20 protein-coding genes and 1 tRNA gene are annotated in these 22481 nt (G+C 40.5%); 14 read left to right on the top strand and 7 right to left on the bottom strand.

Features of this window, described 5'->3' with window-relative positions; translation table 11 throughout:
• Positions 1-11 precede the first annotated feature (11 nt).
• The 3 genes from WKR92_RS13730 (at position 12) to WKR92_RS13740 (ending at position 4151) form a co-directional block, all read left to right on the top strand.
• Entirely contained in the window at positions 12-1256 is a 1245-nt protein-coding gene (locus WKR92_RS13730) for a M16 family metallopeptidase (RefSeq protein WP_375558411.1), read from the top strand.
• Positions 1249-2526, top strand: coding sequence for a M16 family metallopeptidase (locus WKR92_RS13735; protein ID WP_375558412.1), 1278 nt, complete (start codon positions 1249-1251; stop codon positions 2524-2526). The genes WKR92_RS13730 and WKR92_RS13735 overlap by 8 nt, the downstream gene beginning before the upstream one ends.
• A 65-nt stretch (positions 2527-2591) precedes the next feature.
• Positions 2592-4151: a sulfatase family protein gene (locus WKR92_RS13740; RefSeq protein ID WP_375558413.1), complete on the top strand. Its 1560-nt coding sequence runs from the start codon at positions 2592-2594 to the stop codon at positions 4149-4151.
• A gap of 509 nt (positions 4152-4660) precedes the next feature.
• Here WKR92_RS13740 and WKR92_RS13745 read toward each other — a convergent pair.
• Positions 4661-4743: transfer RNA gene (locus tag WKR92_RS13745), tRNA-Leu, on the bottom strand.
• An 89-nt stretch (positions 4744-4832) separates the two neighbouring features.
• On the opposite strand from WKR92_RS13745, the gene WKR92_RS13750 reads away from it, so the two are divergent.
• Positions 4833-6227 (top strand): nucleotide sugar dehydrogenase, encoded by a 1395-nt coding sequence (locus WKR92_RS13750; RefSeq protein ID WP_375558414.1) that lies wholly within the window; start codon positions 4833-4835, stop codon positions 6225-6227.
• Between the two features lie 18 nt (positions 6228-6245).
• On the opposite strand, the gene purB is transcribed toward WKR92_RS13750, so the two are convergent.
• Positions 6246-7589, bottom strand: coding sequence for an adenylosuccinate lyase (gene purB, locus WKR92_RS13755; RefSeq protein ID WP_375558415.1), 1344 nt, complete (start codon positions 7587-7589; stop codon positions 6246-6248).
• Positions 7590-7696: 107 nt separating this feature from the next.
• On the bottom strand, positions 7697-7891 hold the full coding sequence (locus tag WKR92_RS13760; protein ID WP_375558416.1) for a hypothetical protein: 195 nt from the start codon (positions 7889-7891) through the stop codon (positions 7697-7699).
• A gap of 196 nt (positions 7892-8087) precedes the next feature.
• Between WKR92_RS13760 and WKR92_RS13765 the strand changes: the two genes are divergently transcribed.
• The 7 genes from WKR92_RS13765 to WKR92_RS13795 all read left to right on the top strand — a co-directional run bounded on the left by WKR92_RS13765 (position 8088) and on the right by WKR92_RS13795 (position 15689).
• A complete protein-coding gene (locus WKR92_RS13765; RefSeq protein WP_375558417.1) occupies positions 8088-8648 on the top strand; it encodes an RNA polymerase sigma factor in 561 nt (186 codons plus the stop codon).
• Between the two features lie 6 nt (positions 8649-8654).
• On the top strand, positions 8655-9752 hold the full coding sequence (locus tag WKR92_RS13770; RefSeq protein ID WP_375558418.1) for a trypsin-like peptidase domain-containing protein: 1098 nt from the start codon (positions 8655-8657) through the stop codon (positions 9750-9752).
• A gap of 180 nt (positions 9753-9932) precedes the next feature.
• On the top strand, positions 9933-11936 hold the full coding sequence (locus WKR92_RS13775) for a DUF6807 family protein (RefSeq protein WP_375558419.1): 2004 nt from the start codon (positions 9933-9935) through the stop codon (positions 11934-11936).
• 33 nt (positions 11937-11969) lie between these two features.
• Positions 11970-13376, top strand: a complete 1407-nt coding sequence (locus WKR92_RS13780) for a Gfo/Idh/MocA family protein (RefSeq protein WP_375558420.1) — start codon at positions 11970-11972, stop codon at positions 13374-13376.
• 72 nt (positions 13377-13448) lie between these two features.
• Positions 13449-14828 (top strand): putative oxidoreductase C-terminal domain-containing protein, encoded by a 1380-nt coding sequence (locus WKR92_RS13785; protein ID WP_375558421.1) that lies wholly within the window; start codon positions 13449-13451, stop codon positions 14826-14828.
• A gap of 11 nt (positions 14829-14839) precedes the next feature.
• Positions 14840-15388, top strand: a complete 549-nt coding sequence (locus WKR92_RS13790) for a cob(I)yrinic acid a,c-diamide adenosyltransferase (RefSeq protein WP_375558422.1) — start codon at positions 14840-14842, stop codon at positions 15386-15388.
• Between the two features lie 79 nt (positions 15389-15467).
• Positions 15468-15689, top strand: coding sequence for a DUF2795 domain-containing protein (locus WKR92_RS13795; RefSeq protein WP_017258669.1), 222 nt, complete (start codon positions 15468-15470; stop codon positions 15687-15689).
• A 71-nt stretch (positions 15690-15760) separates the two neighbouring features.
• Here WKR92_RS13795 and WKR92_RS13800 read toward each other — a convergent pair whose 3' ends face one another.
• The 3 genes from WKR92_RS13800 to pyrG are packed head-to-tail and all read right to left on the bottom strand — an operon-like array spanning position 15761 to position 19767.
• Positions 15761-16219 (bottom strand): Fur family transcriptional regulator, encoded by a 459-nt coding sequence (locus WKR92_RS13800; RefSeq protein ID WP_375558423.1) that lies wholly within the window; start codon positions 16217-16219, stop codon positions 15761-15763.
• Positions 16220-16224: 5 nt separating this feature from the next.
• Positions 16225-18108 (bottom strand): membrane protein insertase YidC, encoded by a 1884-nt coding sequence (gene yidC / locus WKR92_RS13805; protein WP_375558424.1) that lies wholly within the window; start codon positions 18106-18108, stop codon positions 16225-16227.
• Positions 18109-18126: 18 nt separating this feature from the next.
• Positions 18127-19767, bottom strand: coding sequence for a CTP synthase (gene pyrG, locus WKR92_RS13810; RefSeq protein WP_375558425.1), 1641 nt, complete (start codon positions 19765-19767; stop codon positions 18127-18129).
• A 172-nt stretch (positions 19768-19939) separates the two neighbouring features.
• Between pyrG and WKR92_RS13815 the strand changes: the two genes are divergently transcribed.
• The gene (locus WKR92_RS13815) at positions 19940-21193 is read left to right on the top strand and encodes a DEAD/DEAH box helicase (RefSeq protein ID WP_375558426.1); all 1254 of its coding nucleotides are present in this window, start codon (positions 19940-19942) and stop codon (positions 21191-21193) included.
• Here WKR92_RS13815 and WKR92_RS13820 read toward each other — a convergent pair whose 3' ends face one another.
• Positions 21194-21445 (bottom strand): hypothetical protein, encoded by a 252-nt coding sequence (locus WKR92_RS13820; RefSeq protein ID WP_375558427.1) that lies wholly within the window; start codon positions 21443-21445, stop codon positions 21194-21196.
• Between the two features lie 262 nt (positions 21446-21707).
• On the opposite strand from WKR92_RS13820, the gene WKR92_RS13825 reads away from it, so the two are divergent.
• Both WKR92_RS13825 and mce read left to right on the top strand, forming a co-directional pair.
• Entirely contained in the window at positions 21708-21977 is a 270-nt protein-coding gene (locus WKR92_RS13825) for a hypothetical protein (RefSeq protein WP_375558428.1), read from the top strand.
• A gap of 101 nt (positions 21978-22078) precedes the next feature.
• On the top strand, positions 22079-22480 hold the full coding sequence (gene mce / locus WKR92_RS13830) for a methylmalonyl-CoA epimerase (RefSeq protein WP_375558429.1): 402 nt from the start codon (positions 22079-22081) through the stop codon (positions 22478-22480).
• The last annotated feature ends 1 nt before the right edge of the window (position 22481 follow it).

Consider the following 22481-nt stretch of genomic DNA (forward strand, 5'->3'; position numbering starts at 1 on the left):
AGAATAAGAATATGGTAAAATACAACCGTTTTGTTTTGAAAAACGGACTTCGAGTGTTAGTTCATGAAGATCCTTCTACGCCTATGGCGGTAGTTAACATCTTATACGATGTGGGCGCCCGCGATGAAAATCCTAATCAGACCGGGTTTGCACACTTGTTTGAACATTTGATGTTTGGCGGTTCCGTGAACATTCCAGAGTATGATAGGCCACTGCAGTTGGTTGGTGGAGAAAACAATGCCTTTACCAGTAATGATATTACCAATTACTATCTAACCTTGCCTGCATTGAATATTGAAACAGCCTTTTGGTTAGAGAGCGATCGGATGCTGAGCCTTGCCTTCAGTCAAAAGAGTTTAGATGTACAGAAAAATGTTGTTTGCGAGGAATTTAAGCAGCGTTACCTTAATCAACCCTACGGGGATGTCTGGTTAAAATTGCGACCTTTGGCATATAAAAACCACCCGTATCAGTGGGCTACAATTGGGAAAGAACTATCGCATATTGAGAACGCACAGATGGCTGACGTTAAGGCTTTCTTCAATAAACATTATACGCCTCAGAACGCCATTTTGGTTGTCGCCGGGAATGTGCTGACCGATGAGATTAAGCTATTGGCAGAGAAATGGTTCGAACCTATTAGTCCGGGTAATAAATATGTTCGAAACCTCCCGTTAGAGCCTGAACAAAATGACGAAAGAAGGGAGATTGTACATGCCGATGTGCCTAGCGATAGTCTTTATATAGCATTTCAAATGTGCGAACATGATAGCCCCGATTATTATGTATCCGATCTTATTTCTGATCTCTTATCAAGAGGGCAGTCGTCACGTTTATACCGACGGCTGTTAAAAGAACAGGAGATGTTTAGTGAAATCAACGCCTATGTCATGGGCAGTATTGATAAGGGGCTGTTTGTGGTCGAAGGAAAGCCATTACCCGGTGTCTCTGTAGAGGTAGCCGAAGCAGCGATCTGGAAGGAGCTTGTCTCGATGGCCGACGAAGATGTGCTGGATTATGAGCTCGAAAAAGTTAAAAATAAAATTGAATCTACAATGGCATTCTCAGAAATGTCTATTTTGAATAAAGCAATGAACCTAGCTTATTTTGAATTGCTGGGAGATGCCGAAATGATCAATACAGAAACCGAACGCTATTTGTCTGTTACTCCGAAAGATATTCGGAGAGTAAGCAGTCAGCTTTTTAGAAAAGAAAACTCATCTACGTTAATTTATTTATCCCAAGAACATGCTTAATCGAATAGACCCACCTGTTTTTCATCCTATAGAACGTGTAAATATTCTTTCTCCGGAGTCAATGGAGCTGAGTAATGGAGCCAAATTATTTGTGTTTTCGGCTGGCGATCAAGATTTGATTCGAGTGCAATGGGTATTTAACAATAGAGGATTTCAAATAGACAAGCCACTCGCACATGCAGCTTTAAGTGCTAATTTGATGGAAGGAACGACAAAGCACTCGAGTGCAATCATTGCCGAGTCTATTGATTATTATGGAGCTTTCCTCTATCCGGAATTTAGCTATGATCATACAGCTCTCAGTCTTATTACCCTCGGAAAACACCTCAATAAAGTTTTGCCGATTGTGGTTGATATACTAAATGATGCTAACTTTCCGCAAGAGGAGCTCGATACCTATTGTCGGAATTCAAAACAATCATTGAAAATTGCGCTGAAGAAAAATGATTCTGTTGCTCGACGCGAATTTAATAACGCATTGTTCGGCGATACCTTGTACGGTTTCAAGGCAGGGGAAGAAGACTATAATAATCTGCAAAGGACAGATGTAATAGAGTTATTTAGGCAGCAAATAAATCCGTCAAACTGTTCCATCTTTCTTTCCGGTAAGGTTGATAACGCGATGACTGACTATGTTTTTCGGACGCTTGAAAAAGACTGGAAAAAAGGTGATAAGCTGGAACCGGAAAGTAGAATAAAAAATTTAAATGGAATAACAAAAGAAGTTGTTGTTCAGAAAGATAAAGCATTGCAGACTGCCGTCCGATTAGGTAATATAAGTATCGGGCGTAGTCATCCTGATTTCCCTTCTTTGCAAGTGGTGAACGCTTTATTCGGTGGATTTTTTGGCTCCCGACTGATGGCTAATATTCGTGAGGATAAAGGGTATACGTATGGAATTGGGTCTCATTTAGTTTCCTTGTCGGATGCCGCATATTTGACGGTCGCGACGGAAGTTGGTGCTGAGTTTACATCACAAACATTGACCGAAGTTGAATACGAGATAGATCGTCTGAAGAACGAACCGGTTTCTAATGAAGAACTGGCCCTGGTGAAAAATTATTTGTTAGGTTCATTGCTTGGTAGCCTGCAAGACGTATTTTCTCATGTCGACAAATTTAGACAAGTGTATTATTCTGGCTTATCACTGGATTACTATGATTATTACACCCAGCAAGTTAATCAAATGATACCCGAAGATGTACAACGATTAGCAAATAAATACCTTGATTTTAGTCAGATGACTAAAGTGCTCGTTGGAAAGATTTAGCGATAAAAAAAATTAAATATCACATAATAATTGTTACATTGATCTAGATTATGAATAAACTATTTATGAAGAGACCATTTACACGAAGTGCTGCTTTGAGCAGCATAAGCTTGCTTTTCTTTATTTCTATCGTATCCTCGGCCTTTGCTCAAGTAAAAGGCGATGAAAAACCTCCGAACATCGTAATAATCATTTCAGATGATCATGCTTTTCAAGCAATTAGTGCTTACGGTAGCAATCTAATGCAGACCCCTAATATGGATCGTTTAGCCAAAGAAGGGGTCTTATTGAATCGGGCATACGTGACGAATTCTATTTGTGGCCCGAGTAGAGCTGTTTTACTTACTGGAAAGTACAGTCATAAGAATGGTTTTAAAGATAATGAAACGTCCACTTTTGATCATGGGCAAGATCTTTTTGTAAAAAGACTACAAAAAGCCGGTTACGAGACAGCGTGGATTGGCAAGCAGCATTTAGGTAACAAACCCCAGGGTTTTGATTACTGGGAAATTCTTCCAGGTCAGGGCAGCTATTTTAACCCGGACTTTTTGAAAATGGACGGAACACGTGCGCATTATGAAGGCTATGTGTCTGACGTGATTTCTGATTTAACGGTCGACTGGCTTGATGAAAGAGAATCTGATCAGCCTTTTTGTCTAATTGTCGGCCATAAGGCTACACACCGAACTTGGATGCCGGATACGGGCGACTTGGATATGTTTGAGGATGTGACCTTTCCTTTACCACACAACTTTTATGATGATTATGATGGGAGAGAGGCAGCTGAAGTTCAAGACATGACTATTTCCAAAACCATGGTAATGGGTTATGATTTAAAAATGCTTACAGGAGTAGAAAACGAAGGAACCGTCAACCGCATGACTCCAGAGCAAAGGAAGAAATACCAAGACTTTTATGGACCTATAGAAGCCGATTTAAAAGCAAGAAACCTACAGGGAAATGAGCTAACCGAATGGAAATATCAGCGCTATATGAAGGATTACCTGGCAACAGCGGCATCTTTAGACAGAAATATAGGTAGAGTATTGGATTATTTGGACGAGCATAATCTTTCTGAAAACACGCTTGTCATCTACATGTCTGACCAAGGGTTTTATCTAGGTGAGCATGGTTGGTTTGATAAACGATTTATGTACGAGGAGTCTTTTCGGACACCGATGCTGGTCCGTTATCCTGGTGTGATTAAGCCTGGGACTGAGTCGGATGATTTTATCATGAACTTAGATGTAGCGCCAACGATGTTAGATGTTGCTGGTTTGGAGATTCCAGCCGAAATGCAGGGAGAATCATTCTTGCCGGTATTGACCAAGAAGTCAGCCAAAGGTCGAGACGCTATGTTTTATCACTATTATGAAAATGGCGAGCATTCTGTTTCACCACATTTTGGTGTCCGCACAGAGCGTTATAAATTGATTCGCTTTTATAAGCGAGTAGAAAGTTGGGAACTTTTCGATTTGAAGAAAGATGCCAATGAAATGGAAAACCTCTATGGAAAACCGGGCTATGAAAAGACTACTGCCAAGTTGAAAGCGAAATTGGCCGAATTGATCGAACAGTATGAAGACGAAGAGGCTGCACGAATCATGGCACAGGAAATTGATTAATACCCTAAATTTAAAAATAACCATTTATAGGTATTGATAATTCTTTAAAAGGCAGTACTTTTGATTAGTTTATTGAACCGAATTAAAACTTTAACCCATTTTTTACAGGTACTTTAAGCTATACTTAATTTGAAACATAAATATGGCCTCCATTGTGGGGCCATATTTATTTTATAAATCTTTTTTCTTTAAGACTTGTTTTGCCTTCTCTCGGTGTTGAGAGCCAGTTATCAGGGACCTAACATAGCTATACGGTATGAATACTCGACGAATAGGCGAGTGAACAGGGTATCTGATAAGACTTATAGCAGAACGAATCCTTAAGCTGATTTATTTTAGAATACCCATTAATTGGTATTGGAGAGAGTTATTTTAAAATAATATCTTTGACGGCAGATGAAACGGATATAAAATACGTGAATACCTGATTTAGTGTGGCTAATACTGTGGTTATTTAGAGTGATAAACCAGTAAGTTGTTGATTATAAGGTGCATAAGGAGAATAAAAGTACCCGGGAGCAGATTCGAACTGCCACGCCCTTAGGGCGCCACCCCCTCAAGATGGTGCGTCTACCAATTTCGCCACCCGGGTAAGGATTCGGACTGCAAATATATCATTTCATTAAGAATTATTGTATTATTTTGTTACTATTTTGCATTTAAATAAAGATTGAACGAAAGATGAAGATTACCAATATATGTTGTATCGGAGCCGGTTATGTAGGTGGACCAACCATGGCCGTTATTGCAAAGCACAATCCTGATATCAAAGTCACTGTCGTTGATATGAATGCTGCACGTATTGCTGCCTGGAACGATTCCGATGTCAATAATATCCCTATATACGAACCCGGTTTAAGCGATATCGTAGCCGAGACTAGAGGGAGAAATTTATTTTTCTCTACGGACGTCGATCAAGCGATTTTTGACGCAGAAATGATCTTTATTTCTGTGAACACGCCGACTAAAACCTATGGTAAAGGCAAGGGAATGGCATCCGATTTAAAATACATTGAATTATGTGCGCGACAGATTGCTCATGTGGCTAAAGATGACAAGATTGTTATTGAGAAATCAACCTTACCGGTACGTACGGCGCAGACCATTAAAAGTATTCTTAAGCATACCGGTAACGGTGTACAATATCAGATCTTATCGAATCCAGAGTTTTTAGCTGAAGGGACGGCGATCCGTGATTTAGAAAATCCAGATCGTGTATTAATAGGGGGTGACCATAACGAAGAAGGCCAAAAAGCTATCGATGCATTGGTTAAGATATATGAGGCTTGGATACCGAAGGAAAAGATCCTAACGACAAACGTATGGTCTTCTGAGTTGTCAAAGTTGACAGCAAACGCTTTTTTGGCTCAGCGGGTGTCATCAATTAATGCGATTTCCGAACTTTGTGAAGTTACAGGTGCAGACGTCACCGAAGTGGCGAGGTCCATTGGAATGGACAGTCGTATCGGTAGTAAGTTTTTGCAAGCCTCGGTTGGTTTCGGCGGATCCTGCTTCCAGAAGGACATTTTAAACCTGGTTTATATTGCTAAGTCATACGGACTGACCGAAGTTGCCGATTATTGGGAGCAGGTCATTATCATGAACGATTATCAGAAAACACGCTTCGCGCATAATATTATCCGAACTCTCTACAATACAGTTTCTGGTAAGAAGATAGCTTTCTTGGGCTGGGCCTTTAAAAAAGATACAAATGATACACGAGAGTCAGCAGCAATTTATGTGGCCGATATCTTGTTAAACGAACAAGCCGAACTAATGGTGCTTGATCCAAAAGTAGACAAGGAAACCATCTATGCTGATTTAGATTATCTTAAAACGCGTGCTCCGGAAGAAAACAGAAAGCTTGTTGATGTATCTTCTGACCCTTATGAGGTTTGTAAAGATGCACATGCTGTCACTATTTTGACAGAGTGGGATGAGTTTAACACATACGACTGGCAAAAGATATTTGATAATATGAAAAAGCCAGCATTTGTTTTTGACGGGCGAAACCTGCTGGATGCTATAAAGATGAAAGAAATCGGGTTTATGTATGAGTCTATCGGTGTACGATAGACTCGCCTTTCAGCTATTTTATATTCCCGTATAGTTCCAGGGTGTAATTGCTTTAATCTCGGCTTTAATGTCGTCCGAAACGTTTAAGCCATCTACAAATGCGGCAATTGTTTGTTCATTAACCTGATCATTGGTTCTTGTCAGGTCCTTCAATGCCTCATAAGGTTTCGGATAACCTTCGCGCCGAAGGATTGTCTGGATTCCTTCAGCCACAACAGCCCAATTGTTTTCTAAATCTGACCGGAAAGCTGTTCCGTTGATAATCAACTTGTTCAATCCTCGCATGAGCGATTTGAAAGCAATTAAGGTATGCGCGAACGGTACCCCAATGTTTCTTAATACCGTTGAGTCGGTTAAATCTCGTTGTAATCTTGATATAGGAAGCTTAGCTGCCAAGTGCTCTAGTAAAGCATTAGCTATCCCTAAGTTTCCTTCCGCGTTTTCAAAGTCGATCGGGTTTACTTTGTGTGGCATCGCTGATGAGCCAATCTGGCCGGCAACAATCTCCTGTTTGAAATAATCCATCGAGATGTAGGTCCAGATATCCCTACAAAGATCCAGCAGAATATTATTAATGCGTTTCAGCGTATCGCAATGAGCAGCGAAATTGTCATAATGCTCTATCTGCGTGGTGAATTGTGAGCGACTAAGGCCGAGCTGTTCGTTGACAAAGTTGTTTCCAAATGTAACCCAATCTATTTGTGGATAGGCTAGATGATGAGCATTAAAATTACCCGTTGCCCCACCGAATTTTGCAGAAAATGGTATTTGATTCAACAGCTTAACCTGATTCTCCAAACGTTCGATAAAAACTTTTATTTCCTTTCCGAGGCGAGTGGGTGATGCAGGTTGACCATGTGTTCTAGCCAGCATAGAGATATTCTTCCACGTTTCTGATAGGTTGCCAAGTTTTTCAAGAATAGATTGTAGTTCTGGACGATACACTTCCTCTACGGCCTGTTTCCATGACAGCGGGATTGCCGTATTGTTAACATCCTGCGAAGTTAGTCCAAAATGGATAAACTCTTTGTTTTCCTTGATGCCGAGCGAATCAAATTTTTCTTTGATAAAATATTCGACAGCTTTAACATCATGATTTGTTGTTTTTTCTATTTCTTTAATTCGTTTTGCATCCTCTTTCGAGAATTCGTCAAGAATATTACGCAGCTTTTTCTTCGTAGGATCGTCTAATTTAGACAATTGTTGAATCTCTGTTTCGCTCAACGCAATGTAATATTCTATTTCAACAAGCACTCGAAAACGGATAAGTGCATATTCCGAGAAGTAGTTAGTCAGCTGCGTCGTCACCTTATGATAGCGGCCATCAATTGGTGAAATAGCAGAAAGGGGAGAAAGTGTCATGAATCAGTCTTTTGAGATGACAAATGTAAATAATAACCTAGATTTAACAAAAAAGCCCGCACAGATATTGTGCGGGCTTTTTTGTTATCAGAGATTTCTCAGATTGCTTAGTCGATAACGTTAGTATCGATATCAGCTGAATCGATAACTGCAGTATCTACATCATTAACGATTGCAGTATCTTCTTCGATTACAACATCAACTTCTTCTGCTTCTTGAGATTCAGTTGGTTGAGTGTTACAAGCAGCTGCTGCGAAAGTCAAAGCTAGGCCTAAGAAACCAAATTTGAATAGATTTTTCATTTTAATTGTTTTTTGTTGTTAAAATAACTAGTTTATTTTATCCTTAATACCTCATATCTCAAAAGGTAACCCCGGTAACTCAAAAATTTTTAAATATTTTTCTGTATGGCCCACTCTTTCTTTTTAACGAGCACAAATTTATATTTATATATTTATCAAAAAATGGGTTACTTTTATTCGTTTTAAGTATTAAAAGGTGAACAGAGTACAAGAAGAATACAGAGACGATCAGGAAATACTAAGAGGTATAGCGGAAGGTTCAACAACAGAATTGGAATATCTATACACACGATACTATCCGATGGTTTATCAGCTTATCGTTAAGAATAGCGGCGAAGAGGATGATGCGAAGGATATTTTTCAGGAAGCCGTGATTGTATTGTATGACAAAGTTCAGTCTGGCAACTTCGTTCTTAGCAGTAAACTAGGAACCTTTATCTACTCTGTTTGTAGGCGGCTTTGGTTAAAGCGACTAAATAAGTCAGATCGCCTCATTTTAAATACGCAAGAGCAGGACGAGCTAGTAGGTGTGGAAGATGATTTGGCGGAATACTACGAGCGAGAGGATCAATTTCTATTGATGGAACAGTCTTTACATCTGTTAGGCGAACCTTGCCAAACGATTATAAGTGATTTCTATCTCCACAATTTATCAATGCAGGAGATATGCGAAAAGTTTGGATACACGAATGCAGATAATGCTAAGAATCAAAAGTATAAATGCTTACAACGATTAAAGAAACTATTTTTTAAATAAAAGAACATGATGAAGAAGGATGTAGATTTTGTTGCACGAGCTGATGCTTATATCAGAGGTGAAATGAGTCCAGAAGAGCGGAATGAGTTTGAAATATATTGCAAAAACAACCCAGAGGCTGCTGCTTTTTATGAAGAACATCATTTGTTGGTGGAAAAGCTGAGCGAATATCAGAAGCGGGGAGAGTTTAGAGCAAAGCTGGAGCAAATAAGTGCTCATTTGAATCTCACAGAGCAAAAGCGTAACAACAAGTCGAACGCTATGGTCAGCTTCTGGAAAAACCACGGCGCGACAACATTGATTGCGGCTTCAGTTGCTTTAATGATTGTCTTTTCAACCTTGTGGATGTCGGGGTTTTATAGTAATGTAAAAGATAACACAAGCAAATACAGCGCGTTGAAGCGTGATATGAATCGTATTCAAAGCAATGTAAATGCACAAAATCGTGTAATTAACACCATTAGTTCCAATGTACAAAAATCGGAACCTAGTAGTTTTGGAGGAACAGGCTTTGCTTTAACCTCCAATGGTTATATTGCTACAAACTATCATGTTATTAGCGGGGCTGATTCTGTGTATGTACAAAACGGGGAAGGGGTGTCGTATAAAACAAATGTCGTTTATATCGATCCCGCCTATGATATCGCTTTATTGGAAATCATTGACCCTGCATTTCAGGACTTAAGCCCACTTCCCTATACGTTTAAGACAGGAGAGTCTGAACTCGGACAGGATATCTTCACTATTGGCTTTCCACGTGAAGAACCCGTATATGGTAGGGGATATTTGAGTTCAAATACAGGATACGGTGGCGACACAGTTGCTTACCAAGTGTCAATTCCGGTAAACCCGGGGAATAGTGGTGGTCCGGTATTGGATGATTCAGGAAACATCATTGGTGTTATTAGTGGAAAGCAAAAAGAAGCCGATGGAGCTGCTTTTGCGGTAAAAACCGAATATTTACTAAAGTCTCTAGAAAACGTGTCGCGTGACTCTTTAGACAAAAAGTTAGTTTACAATAAAACCAATCTGTTAAAGGGTCTTCCCCGAACTGCACAAATAAAGAAAATAAGAGATTATATCTATATGGTGAAGGTGTATTAGAGCGATCTATCTTTTCTAGAAAAAGCGTATTATCTATGGTAATACGCTTTTTTTTTAGAAAAGAATTTTACTATAAAGTTGAATAAGCACTTTTGAAATTACTAAATTAGTTTTTCAAACCTAAATTTATGTGCTTATATGCTTAGAAGTGTTCTTGCCTCTATCTTTTTTATTTTTACTATGTCGGTTTCGGCCCAGAAAATAGCAACCTTAACTGTGCCGATTAACAATACTTCGGGAAGCTTTCATGTTCCGGTCTCTGTATCGTTGGATGATATTACCGTGCTCCCTGATTCAATGTTGTCACTTTTTGAAATAACTGATGGTGATCGCCGATCGGTTGCATACCAAATTGAACATGGACAAGACAGGGAAATGCACTGGTTGCTAAGTCCGAATAAAAAGGGGCAAAAAAAGAGGGAACGTGTTTTTGAGCTTGTCAAGGGTAAGCCAACCGTAGTTGAAGCTGCGGTGCAGGTCCTAGATCAGAATGGAGCCTTGCTCATCCAGTCGTCCGGAAATAACCTACTGCGTTATGTTTATAAAACACATTATCCACCCGAGGGGGTCGACAGTGCTTATAAGCGCAGCGGCTTTATCCATCCGTTTTGGACACCGAACGGACAAGAGCTCACGCGGATCGACCCACCCGATCACTATCATCATTTCGGACTATGGAATCCGTGGACCAGGGTGTTGTTTGACGGTGATACGGTCGACTTCTGGAACATAAGAGACGGTAAAGGGACTGTTCGTTTCGCTCATCTTATTTCAAGAAATCAAGGCGCTATTTACGGAGATTATCAAACAGTACATGAGCATATTGCCTTTAAAAAAGATGGCAGCGAAAAAACTGCTCTTAACGAAGTACAGTCTGTACGAATCTACAAACCGGATACAGAAGATGATTATTACATCATGGATATTACCGTAGAGCTAGATTGCGCCTCTGCCAGTCCAGTCATCCTTCAGGAGTACCGCTATGGAGGTTTGGGTTGGAGGGCAACGGAAGCATGGAACGACGATAACAGCGAAGTATTGACCTCGGAAGGAAATACTCGTAAAAATGCTGATGGCACCAAAGCACGCTGGGTAATTGTACAAGGCAGCTTGGGCGCCGATTATGGAGGTGCACTAATGATGTCGTACCCGATAAACTATAATCATCCTGAACCGCTACGAATCTGGCCTGAAGGTACCAATGGCCGGGGGGATGTATTTGCCAATTTCTCACCTACGAAAGATCGGGATTGGCCGCTCTATCCGGGGAATACTTATGTTCAGAAATATCGCTTTCTTGTTTACAATGGAGAAATGGACGAGCAGCGTGCAGAAGAAGCTTGGCAGCAGTATGCACACCCACCAAAAGTTGCAGTCGATCTCAGTGCTGGAGCCATTGCTGGTTCAACATCAGACGTGAAGGAAAGCCGCAAAGTCTTGCTTTATACCAAAAATGGCGAAGGCTTCGTACATGATAATATTCCCTATGCGGTAGAGGCTATTAAAAAACTTGGTGCTGAGTACGATTTTCAAGTCGACGTCTCAGAAGATCCCTCGGTTTTTACAGAAGACAATTTAAAGCAATACAAGTTGCTCATATTTTCAAGCACTAATAACGATGTCTTTGATACAGATGATCAACGGCTTGCCTTCCGCAGATATATACAAGCAGGTGGAGGTTTTGTTGGAATTCACTCGGTTACCGGAACAGAGAGGAATTGGACTTGGTTTAAGAAAATGGTCGGTGGTAGTTTTTCCTGGCATGCTGTTCTCCAGGAGTTTACAGTAGTTAATATCCGACCAGAGCATCCGTCTGTAGAAGGGTTGCCGAAAAGATGGGTCAGAAAGGATGAATGTTATTTTACAAAGGAGATGTATCCTGGAATTAAGGTTTTGATGGCGCACGATTTGAATTCGTTAGATCTCAGCTTAGCAGACAATCAGGAGCGTTTAGTAAAAGAGCACTCTGCACACTTTGGTGAATTATATCCGGCAGTGTGGCATCAGAAGTTTGACGGAGGTACAATTTGGATAAGCACCCTTGGCCATATGAAAGAAAGCTATCAGGATCCTGTGTTTATGCAGCATATTTTACAGGGAATTCAGTATGTGTTCAATGAAACGGGCGCATTGGATTACACTGAAGCTTATGCAAGAGGACGGGACGATGAAGTCCGCTACTGAAGTCTCAATTTTTAAATCTAAAATTATTATTTTATGACACATACACGAACAGGTTCTTCCATAAACCGTAGAGATTTTGTAAAAACGGCTGCAGCCGGTTCCGCTGCTTTTGCTGGTTTCCCATCCATCGTCCCATCTTTCGTTTTAGGGAAAGATGCACCTAGTAATAAGATTAATGTCGGACAGATTGGGTGCGGACGTATTGCTCAGACTCACGATTTGCCGGAAACCTTTAAACACAAAAACGTCCGTATCACTGCTTTAAGTGATGTAGATCGGGAACGACTCGTAGGATGTAAAAAATTAGTAGAGGGTTGGTACACAAAACGGGACAATCGCTCTCCAGAAATCCAGTCCTATGACGACTATCATGAATTGTTGGAAAATAAAGACATTGATGCAGTTATTATCAGTACGCCGGACCATTGGCACGCACAACCGGCTATTGAGGCTGCTTTAGCAGATAAGCATATCTATCTTCAGAAACCTACTTCGTTAACGATTGAGGAAGGGCGACAAATGAGCGATGCAGTTCAGAAAGCAGGTGTCGTGTTCCAGTTGGGAAGCCAACAACGGTCCATGAACCCATGGCCACAATTTAAAAAAGCATGTGAGTTAGTTCGCAATGGTCGGATTGGTAAAATTCATACCGTAAAAATAGGTTTGCCGTTTGACCCGGCTGGTGGAGCAAGTGCCGAGATGCCTATACCTGAAGGTTTTAACTATGACATGTGGCTGGGTTCAACACCTTATGTGCCTTATACGATTGATCGTGTGCATCCGGAGAACCCACATGATCGTGGCGGGTGGTTGCGCTTGGAGCAATTTGGGGCTGGAATGATCACGGGCTGGGGTGTCCATCATATTGATATTGCTCATTGGGGAATGGATACCGAATTAACGGGGCCAATTGAGGTGGAAGCTACCGCTGAATTTCCGACGACGGGTTTATGGAATGTTCATGGAAAATACGAAGCTAGAGCACGTTATGCCAATGGAATCGAGATGTTGATGGGCGACTATCCGAACGGTGTTCGTTTTGAGGGTAGCGACGGTTGGATTTTCGTTGGGCGCGGAAATGTAGGTGTTACCGCAAGCGATCCGACTAGTGGTGATAATCAAGCCTTTCAAGCAAGTGATCCGAGTATATTGGGATCGGAAATAGGTGCTAATGAGGTTCATTTATATGCAAGTCCGGAGCAGCACCAAAATTGGTTGGAATGCATAGAGAACGGAAAAGAACCCATTAGCCCGGTGGAAGTGGCGCATCGGTCGTGCAGTGCCTGCTTAATTCTTCATGCGGCGATGAAAGTTCCCGGAAAATTACAATGGGATCCCGATAAGGAACAATTTAAAGACAATATAGAAGCGAATAAACTTCTTTCTAGACCCCAACGATATCCCTATGGGACGAACTATATTCAGTATAAATATAGTTAATGTCGAAAAAACAAATTAGAAAATCATATATTGGAAGCTGAAAAATTGGCTTTCATACAAACCTTATCTTAAATGAAGAAAATTTATTTGATCCTAACTGTTTTATTCGCAGCGGGTTGCTCTGGCTCATCAAACAATAATTCCTCTGACGAAATGAATTCTAAAGTAAAGCTTATGACCCTTGCGCCCGGGCACTTTCACGCGGCATTGGTGCAGAAAAGTATGTACGCAGATGTTGACTCCACAGTTCACGTGTACGCCCCCGAAGGTGCAGAGTTAGATGCTCATATGGCGTTGATTAAACAATATAATTCTGATTCTGACAAGCCAACCGCTTGGAAAGAAGCGGTTTATACGGGTTCTGATTATTTCGAAAAGATGCTTGAAGAAAAGGCGGGAAATGTAGTCGTACTTGCAGGGAATAACCGGGATAAAATTAATTATATCGACCAGTCGATTGCTGCTGGGTTCAATGTATTGGCTGATAAGCCAATGGCAATTGACCGCGCTGGATTCGAAGTGCTGAAAACTGCCTTTGATAAAGCAAAAGAACAGGATTTGCTTTTATACGATATCATGACCGAGCGTTACGAGATTACGACTATGCTACAAAAGGAATTTTCATTATTAAAAGATGTTTATGGTGAACAGGAAATGGGAACGGAGGATAATCCGGCGGTAACCAAAGAGAGTGTTCACCATTTTTTTAAATACGTGTCCGGCAATCCGTTAACCCGCCCTGCTTGGTTTTTTGACGTAGCGCAACAAGGAGAGGGAATAGTAGATGTAACCACACATTTAGTAGATATGATCCAATGGTCTTTATTTCCGGGAGAAGTGATCGATTACACGAGGGATATTAATATGCTGTCTGCGAAGCGTTGGCCTACCACGATGAGCAGGGAGCAATTTCAGGAGGCGACCAAGCAGTCTGATTATCCCGACTACCTTCACAAGGATGTCGTGGGCGATTCCCTGAAGGTATATTCGAATGGAGAGATGAATTACACACTAAAAGGTGTTCACACCAAAGTTTCCGTCATTTGGAATTTTCAGGCTCCCGAAGGTACCGGCGATACCCATTACTCGATTATGAGAGGGAGTAAAACTAACTTAGTGATCCGTCAAGGTGCGGATCAGGGCTATAAACCAGCCTTGTATATAGAACCCGTAGAGGGAAAAACCGACGCATATAAAGAGGCACTTTTGATTGGACTGAAGACAATACAGGAAAAGTTTCCGGGAGTTGAGTTGAAAGAGTATGACAAGGGCTGGGAAGTACTCGTTCCGGACGAATATAAGGTAGGCCACGAAGCGCATTTTGCACAAGTGACTGAAAAGTATCTTGAGTATTTAAAAAAGGGCAATATGCCGGATTGGGAAGTCCCTAATATGATTGCCAAATACTACACAACAACCGAGGCTCTAGAGTTAGCTAAGGAAGGTCAATAAAATATAATGTGATGAAGATATATACAAAAAAGGGGGATAAGGGGCAAACGTCTCTGATTGGAGGTGCCAAAGTAGCCAAACATCACCTCCGTATTGAAAGCTACGGAACGGTCGACGAGCTGAATTCTTATATTGGCTTAATTCGGAGTTATGAGATCGACTCGAAGCAGGATGATACACTGAAAGAAATTCAAGATCGGCTTTTTACGATCGGCTCGTCACTTGCATCAGATCCTGAACGGTCTACCAAGCAAATACCTGACTTATATAATACCGATATTGAATTCTTAGAAGAGCAAATCGATACAATGACTGAACAGTTGCCTCCATTAAAGCACTTTATCCTGCCAGGTGGAGGATTGGCCTCGTCTGCATGCCATTTGGCTAGATGTGTATGTCGTCGTGCTGAGCGTTTGTCTGTCCATCTTTCAGAAACAAGTTATGTAGATGAAAAAGTAATTATTTATCTGAATCGTCTGAGTGATTATCTTTTCGTCTTAGCCCGAAAAGTAGCTTTAGACTCAGGTAATAATGAAAATATCTGGGTTCCAAGGGTTTAGATATTATTAGTTCATAAATTTTTTTATTTGACAAATTATTCTATTTTTGCGGAAAATTGAACTGATAAATAAATTAACTATGTACTGGACATTAGAGTTAGCATCTCATTTAGAAGATGCACCTTGGCCGGCAACGAAAGATGAATTAATAGACTACGGAATCCGTTCAGGTGCTCCTGTTGAAGTTATTGAAAACTTACAAGCGCTTGAGGATGACGGCGAACCCTATGAAAATATCGAAGAAATATGGCCAGATTATCCTACTAAAGACGATTTCTTCTTTAACGAAGATGAGTATTAGTAGTGATACGAGAACAATAAATAAAAAAAGACGCTTCAATTAAGCGTCTTTTTTTATTTTAAATGATTTTATCAGTTGATTTTGGATTTGCAATGGGCACACACCCCAACCGCATTAATCCCCACCATATCTAGCTGAAAGCCCTTCGGTACCTTTATAGCAGGTAGGGTTACTTCATCTAGACAATAGACACTATTACATTTCGAGCAGGTAAAGTGCACGTGTTCTTCACTGTGTATATGTTCGGGGCAATCGTCAGAGCATAAGGCATAGGTTGCTGTACCGTGAAGATCAAATATTTTATGAAGGATACCTTTCTCTTCAAACGCATTTAATACACGGTAAAGAGTTACCCGATCTACGCTTTTACCTAAAATCTTTTCTAAGTCAGGTTGCGAGGTTGCAGTTTCCTTTTCTGAAATAACGGAAAGAACACTTAAGCGGGGCACCGTTACTTTTAGGTTGTGCTTACGCAACAATCTCTCCGCTTTACTCTTCTTATTCGCTGAATTCCGACCTTGTCCCTGCATATCTTTTATTTCTTTTTAGCACCACCTGTTTTAGAAACGGAACCGCTTTGCTTTCCTGCAGCTGCTTGTTGTTGGCGCATGTAATCTTCCATTCTCTTTTGAAAACCAGATTTCTTCTTTTTTGTTTCCGGCTTCTTCTTGTGTTCCTGAATTTTAGCGTGTATTTTTTCGTCATCGATAAACTGACGGATTGTAAATTGCTGTCCGAAAGTAAATACGGTCGATAAGAAATAGTAATAGGTCAGTCCAGAAGGGAAGCTATTTAACACAAATAAGAATATCAATGGCATAAAATACCCGATGTACTTCATTTGTCCTGTAACTCCTGATACCGAGTTATTATACCATGTCGACAGCAATGTGGCCAAGGTCATCAGTACCACCATCAGACTAATATGTCCGATTCCAAAAATAGGCTTGAAGGTAATGACAGCATCGTATGTAGAAAGGTCATTCATCCACAGGAAGCTTTCTCCTCTTAGCTCGAATAGATTCGGGAAGAAAAAGAAGAAGGCAATTGTAAATGGCATTTGCAATAACATTGGTATACAACCACCCATGGGGTTTACTCCTGCTTGTTTATAGAGTTTTAGATATTCCTGTTGCAGCAGGGTAGGGTTGTCGCTTCCGACCTTCTCTTTAATCTCATCCATCTCGGGTTTCAATACACGCATTTTCGCCATGGATACATATGATTTGTAACTCAATGGTGAAAGGAGGAGTTTGAGCAGGACAGTTAAAATCAAGATGATCAAGCCGTAACCCAAGTGGAAATCTTCCAATACGTTAAATACCGGTAGCGTGATAAAGCGATTAATCCACTTCATCGGTCCCCAACCTAAGTCGACCTGTTGTTCAAGTGCCAAGCCCTGATTCTTTAACGTAGAGTATTTGTTAGGGCCAAAATAGAAGCGCAGGGGATAATTGTTAATGTCCTGACGTGCGAAAGCAAGATTTAAGTTGGTCGAATAAGCCTTAACGACGTCTGTATCGGGAACAGTTTTAACTTCAACGGTACCTCCTTCAAAAAACTGATCTGCAATTAATGTATTTGAAAAGAAGTGCTGTTTAAACGATACCCACTGTGTTTTACCGATATCTTCTTTGTCATCCTTACCCGTACTTAGGTTCTCAACATCTTCTTCTGCCGTACGATAGTAAACAGACGCATAGCGTTGTTCGTTACTTAGGTCTTTTTCCTTTTGTCCCAAGGTAGCTGACCAGTTTAATAACAACGATGTCTGAGTTGGTGCTACGACATCTTGCATGCCTTTGGTAACGATGTTCAAGCTTACTTGGTAGCTTTCCGCTTTTAGCGAATAGATGTAATCGATGTATTTTCCATCCCCATAATTGAGACGTAAGCTTACTGTGGCTGAATCCCCACTGTTAACTTGAACATCCTGACTAGTCGTTTCGAAATAAAGATCGTTTGTATTGACATTGACCCCAGCAGTTGAAAACTGTAATCCAAATGTGTTTTGATCGCCTTCGAACATAATAAGAGGATTTCCTAAGTAATCGGTTTCGTCTTGCAACTCCACAGATTCTATCCGTCCTCCTTTGTTGCTAATGTTTACTTTAATTAGCTCATTTTCCAGGCTGATGGTTCTTGCTGTTCCATTCTTTGCACTACCAAAGGGACCGGTAGCAGGTATTGAGTCTTGCGACGAAGCAACTCGATTACTATCAAGTAAAGCAGTTGAATCGGTCGCCGCATTGACTGTTTGCGTATCAGCTCCCGCCGCTGGCGCAGATTTGGCTCTAGCTATTGAGTCCTGAAGAAGTTGTTCTCGTTTCAACTCCTCTTCGGAAGGTCTTAGAAGGTATACCGAGCCCACAATGATAAGCAACATCAAAAAGAGTCCGGTAAAGGTATTTCTATCCATAGTATGTGTCGTATGTGTTTATTTTTTCTCTGCTTTCTTTTTAGCGTCGCTACGATTCTTCGAGTAAGCCAGCGAAGCGGCCACAAAGTTAACAAAAAGTGGATGAGGATTTATAACTGTTGATTTTAATTCTGGGTGAAACTGTGATCCAACAAAGAATGGATGGTTTTTTAGTTCCACGATCTCTACCAAGTTGTTCTCCGGATTAATTCCTGAAGCAATCATCCCGTTGCTTTCAAAGTCTTTTAGATACTTGTTGTTGAATTCATAACGATGTCTGTGACGCTCTGAAATTTTACTTTTTCCGTAGATTGACGCCGCTTTCGTTCCTTTTTTCAATTCACATGGATATGATCCAAGACGCATGGTACCGCCGTAATCCTTCACTTTTCTTTGCTCGTCCATCAAGTTGATCACCGGATTCTTCGTTTTGGTATTCATTTCATAACTGTTCGCATCTTTTAAACCCAGCACATTGCGAGCAAACTCAATTACTGCACATTGCATCCCCAAGCAGATACCAAAGAAAGGAATCTGATTTTCACGTGCATACTTAATAGATTGGATCTTTCCATCCAGTCCACGTTCACCAAAACCGGGCGCCACCAAGATTCCGCTCATGTGCTTCAATTTATCGGCAACATTGGCGTCGGTGATATCTTCAGAAGAAAGACAATGTACATGAACTTTGCATTCATTCTGTGCACCAGCGTGTATAAATGCTTCTGTAATCGATTTATATGCATCGGGCAACTCTACATACTTGCCTATTAATGCAATGCCAATTTCCGAAGTGGGGTTCTTTAACTTTCCTAAAAACGCTTTCCAAAGATCAAGATTTGGTTCCGGTTTAGTCGGTAACTTCAATTTAGCTAAAACCGTTTTATCCAACTGCTCTTTCATCATCAGGAGCGGCACATCATAGATAGATGGAGCGTCAATTGATTCGACGACAGCATTGAGATTAACATTACAGAACAATGCTAGTTTTTTACGAATTTCGCTTGTTAAATGGTGTTCTGTTCTGCAAACTAAAATATCGGGCTGAATGCCATATTCCAATAGCATTTTAACCGAATGTTGCGTCGGTTTTGTTTTTAACTCGCCAGCCGCTGCAAGAAATGGAACTAATGTGAGGTGAATAACCAACGAGTCGTTATTGCCCAATTCCCAACGTAATTGGCGAACAGCTTCAATAAACGGCAAAGATTCAATATCACCCACAGTACCACCTAATTCGGTAATTACAATGTCGTAATCTTCATTTTCACCAAGTAGCCGCATATTGCGTTTAATTTCATCCGTAATATGTGGAACAACTTGAACGGTTTTACCCAAGTAATCGCCTGCACGCTCCTTTTGAATTACATGTTGGTAGATTCTACCTGTCGTAATGTTATTGGCTTGTGAAGTTGGCGTGTTCAAAAATCGTTCATAATGCCCTAAGTCCAAATCGGTTTCGGCACCGTCTTCCGTTACAAAGCATTCGCCATGCTCATACGGATTGAGTGTGCCTGGATCAACATTGATATAAGGGTCAAATTTTTGAATGGTTACACTGTAACCACGTGCTTGAAGAAGTTTAGCTAAGGATGCTGAAATAATACCTTTACCTAAAGACGAGGTAACGCCGCCCGTAACGAAGATGTATTTTGTCATGTCATTATTTTGGATAAACCCTCAAAAAAATTGCTTTTAGACTATTTTCTGATTGTTTTCGTACGGGATACAAAAGTAAGAATTATTGTTGGTTTTCAAGACCGAAATAATAATAATTGATTAATTGGTCGTTTTTTTCGTACTTTTGTAACTAAATTAATTCTATATACTATTGACTTTTACTGACTTTGCTTTTGACGATCAATTATTAGATGGTCTAAATAGCATGGGTTTCAAAACCCCAACTCCGATACAAACCCAAGCCATTCCAATCGTACAATCAGCTCATGATCTTATCGCATGTGCACAAACTGGCACCGGTAAGACAGCTTCTTATTTGCTTCCAGTTATGGATGGTATTTGTCGTTTAGAAAAGAGACCACCCATTAGCGCATTGATATTGGCACCTACCAGAGAACTGGCTTTGCAAATTGATCAGCAGGTTGAAGGACTTGCCTATTTTACAGGTATTACCTCCATTGCTATCTACGGCGGTGGTAATGGGATTGATTATGAACAACAAAGACGTTCTCTAAGAGAAGGGGTAGACATCGTCATTGCCACTCCCGGGCGGTTAATTGCGCATTTGAATTCGGGCGGTGTTTTGCTAGACCAACTTAAATATCTTGTACTTGATGAAGCCGACCGGATGCTCGATATGGGTTTCCAAGAAGATTTATTGCGTATTGTTGGAAAGCTACCTAAAGTCAGACAGACGCTCATGTTCTCGGCCACTATGCCAGCAAAAATTAGAAAGTTTGCTGAAAAGCTACTTAATAATCCACAACATGTCAATATAGCAACTTCAAAACCTGCAGAAGGAATCAAGCAAGAGGCTTACCGCACGTTTGACGAACAAAAAAATAAGCTCTTGCTTTCTTTACTAAAAGAAGGCGATTATAATAGCATCATTATTTTTGCTTCCACCAAAGAGAAGGTGAAGCATCTGAGTACTGACCTGCGGAAGTTGGGCTTAAAAGTAAAAGCATTCCACTCCGATTTAAAGCAAGAGGAAAGACAAGAAATCTTGTTGAATTTTAAAAATAAAAAGGTTTCTGTGTTAATTGGAACTGATGTATTGTCGCGAGGAATTGATGTGGATGGAATCGATCTTGTCGTTAACTTTGACGTTCCCGGTGATCCGGAAGATTATATCCACCGAATTGGACGTACCGCTCGTGCTGAAACGACCGGAACAGCTATTACACTTGTGAATAATAAGGATTTCCGAAAATTCAAGGCTATTGAAGAGTTTATGGGTAGGGTAGTGGATATTATTCCTTTACCCGAGTTTCTGGGTGAAGGCCCGTCTAATCCTTTAGCTTCAACCAATAAAAACGGAAACAACAGACGAAAGAAAAAACCATTTAGGAAGAACGGTCAACGCAAACACTTTTCTAAAAAGAAACCAGATGCAGTAGGGTAGTTACTCTATCGTATCATTATTTTTCGGCTCGGGATCTTGAAGCTTATCTGGGCGGATAATGTTTCTTACAGTCCATTCGCTCTTTTCGTCAGCAAAGCCTCTTTCAAAGAAAATGGTATAACGTTCGGAGCCGCCATCGTTCTTTTGTAGAACTACCTCGAAATCTATTTCCGTAAGTGTTTCTAATTCCGCAGGGGTCATTTCTGAGAGCTGTCGGAATCCTTCCTTTTTTATTTCTTCATCTGTATGCATATGTTATAATACAATTAAAGCATAGTGCTTGTTTTAATTGCTTATAAGGGACGTGTATAATGAACATAATCAGTCGACAGGGGCTCAAGTCCACTTTGTCTAAACTCTGTAGCGATCTGTGCTCGGTGATAATAGAATGGTTTATAATGTAGAAAAGAATATTCTTCGCACCTGTTCTAAGTGTTATATTGATTGGATTGTTTTGATACTATAAATGTAATGTTTCTTAAATAATGGCGTAGTATTTGCATGTTTATTATTTATGAAAAAGAACTTAAGAAAATACTTTTTATATCTTACGATGATTGCAAGTGTGGCTTTCATGTCATCCTGTGCTACCTATTCAAATGGACGAGGTAACAATGGTCTCCCACCTGGACAGGCCAAGAAGATATTTGGTACAAAATCGGCTAAACCTTTTGCCCCTGGTCAGCGAAAAAATAGAGGAAATCGTGGAAAAGGCAAAGGTAATAAAGGGAAGCATCACAAACATCGGAGTACGGTTATCTACCTTACACCTAATATTCGATAGTACCGTAATATAAACACCACAATAGAGTCGAGTTGCAAACTCGGGGATCAGCTTTGTTTATCTATAGACGGTCACGTATATTTGTTAAAGACTGTTTGTATATGGAGAAAATTGATCATATCGGGATTGCGGTTGTAGACCTGAAGCAGGCGATTGCAAAATACGAGAAGGTGTTGGATAGGCTTTGTTATAAAACAGAGTCGGTAATATCTGAAAATGTAAAAACTGCTTTTTTAAGAATTGGTGAAAGCAAAATAGAGCTATTAGAAGCTATGGACAAGAATGGCCCTATAGCTGATTTTCTAGCTAGGAGAGGCGAAGGGGTTCATCACATCGCGTACGAGGTTATTGATATATACAGTGAAATTGAGCGATTTAAAGCGCAAGGTTTCAGAGTTTTGAATGATAAACCAAGAAAAGGAGCTGATAATAAACTGGTTTGTTTTATTCATCCAAAAGACTGTCACGGTGTGTTGACAGAGTTGGTGCAGTCGATCAAATAGA

It is taken from the genome of Albibacterium profundi, assembly GCF_042159835.1.
GTDB classification, from domain to species: Bacteria; Bacteroidota; Bacteroidia; order Sphingobacteriales; family Sphingobacteriaceae; genus Albibacterium; species Albibacterium profundi.

What these genes read in the sequence shown, in the direction of transcription:
- purB (WP_375558415.1), bottom strand. Translation starts at nt 7,589, where the DNA reads ATGACACTTTCTCCCCTTTCTGCTATTTCACCAATTGATGGCCGCTAT.
- WKR92_RS13785 (WP_375558421.1), top strand. Translation starts at nt 13,449, where the DNA reads ATGAAGAAAATTTATTTGATCCTAACTGTTTTATTCGCAGCGGGTTGC.
- WKR92_RS13780 (WP_375558420.1), top strand. Translation starts at nt 11,970, where the DNA reads ATGACACATACACGAACAGGTTCTTCCATAAACCGTAGAGATTTTGTA.
- WKR92_RS13735 (WP_375558412.1), top strand. Translation starts at nt 1,249, where the DNA reads ATGCTTAATCGAATAGACCCACCTGTTTTTCATCCTATAGAACGTGTA.
- pyrG (WP_375558425.1), bottom strand. Translation starts at nt 19,767, where the DNA reads ATGACAAAATACATCTTCGTTACGGGCGGCGTTACCTCGTCTTTAGGT.
- yidC (WP_375558424.1), bottom strand. Translation starts at nt 18,108, where the DNA reads ATGGATAGAAATACCTTTACCGGACTCTTTTTGATGTTGCTTATCATT.
- WKR92_RS13730 (WP_375558411.1), top strand. Translation starts at nt 12, where the DNA reads ATGGTAAAATACAACCGTTTTGTTTTGAAAAACGGACTTCGAGTGTTA.
- mce (WP_375558429.1), top strand. Translation starts at nt 22,079, where the DNA reads ATGGAGAAAATTGATCATATCGGGATTGCGGTTGTAGACCTGAAGCAG.
- WKR92_RS13775 (WP_375558419.1), top strand. Translation starts at nt 9,933, where the DNA reads ATGTCGGTTTCGGCCCAGAAAATAGCAACCTTAACTGTGCCGATTAAC.
- WKR92_RS13760 (WP_375558416.1), bottom strand. Translation starts at nt 7,891, where the DNA reads ATGAAAAATCTATTCAAATTTGGTTTCTTAGGCCTAGCTTTGACTTTC.
- WKR92_RS13825 (WP_375558428.1), top strand. Translation starts at nt 21,708, where the DNA reads ATGAAAAAGAACTTAAGAAAATACTTTTTATATCTTACGATGATTGCA.
- WKR92_RS13740 (WP_375558413.1), top strand. Translation starts at nt 2,592, where the DNA reads ATGAAGAGACCATTTACACGAAGTGCTGCTTTGAGCAGCATAAGCTTG.
- WKR92_RS13800 (WP_375558423.1), bottom strand. Translation starts at nt 16,219, where the DNA reads ATGCAGGGACAAGGTCGGAATTCAGCGAATAAGAAGAGTAAAGCGGAG.
- WKR92_RS13770 (WP_375558418.1), top strand. Translation starts at nt 8,655, where the DNA reads ATGATGAAGAAGGATGTAGATTTTGTTGCACGAGCTGATGCTTATATC.
- WKR92_RS13750 (WP_375558414.1), top strand. Translation starts at nt 4,833, where the DNA reads ATGAAGATTACCAATATATGTTGTATCGGAGCCGGTTATGTAGGTGGA.
- WKR92_RS13795 (WP_017258669.1), top strand. Translation starts at nt 15,468, where the DNA reads ATGTACTGGACATTAGAGTTAGCATCTCATTTAGAAGATGCACCTTGG.
- WKR92_RS13790 (WP_375558422.1), top strand. Translation starts at nt 14,840, where the DNA reads ATGAAGATATATACAAAAAAGGGGGATAAGGGGCAAACGTCTCTGATT.
- WKR92_RS13820 (WP_375558427.1), bottom strand. Translation starts at nt 21,445, where the DNA reads ATGCATACAGATGAAGAAATAAAAAAGGAAGGATTCCGACAGCTCTCA.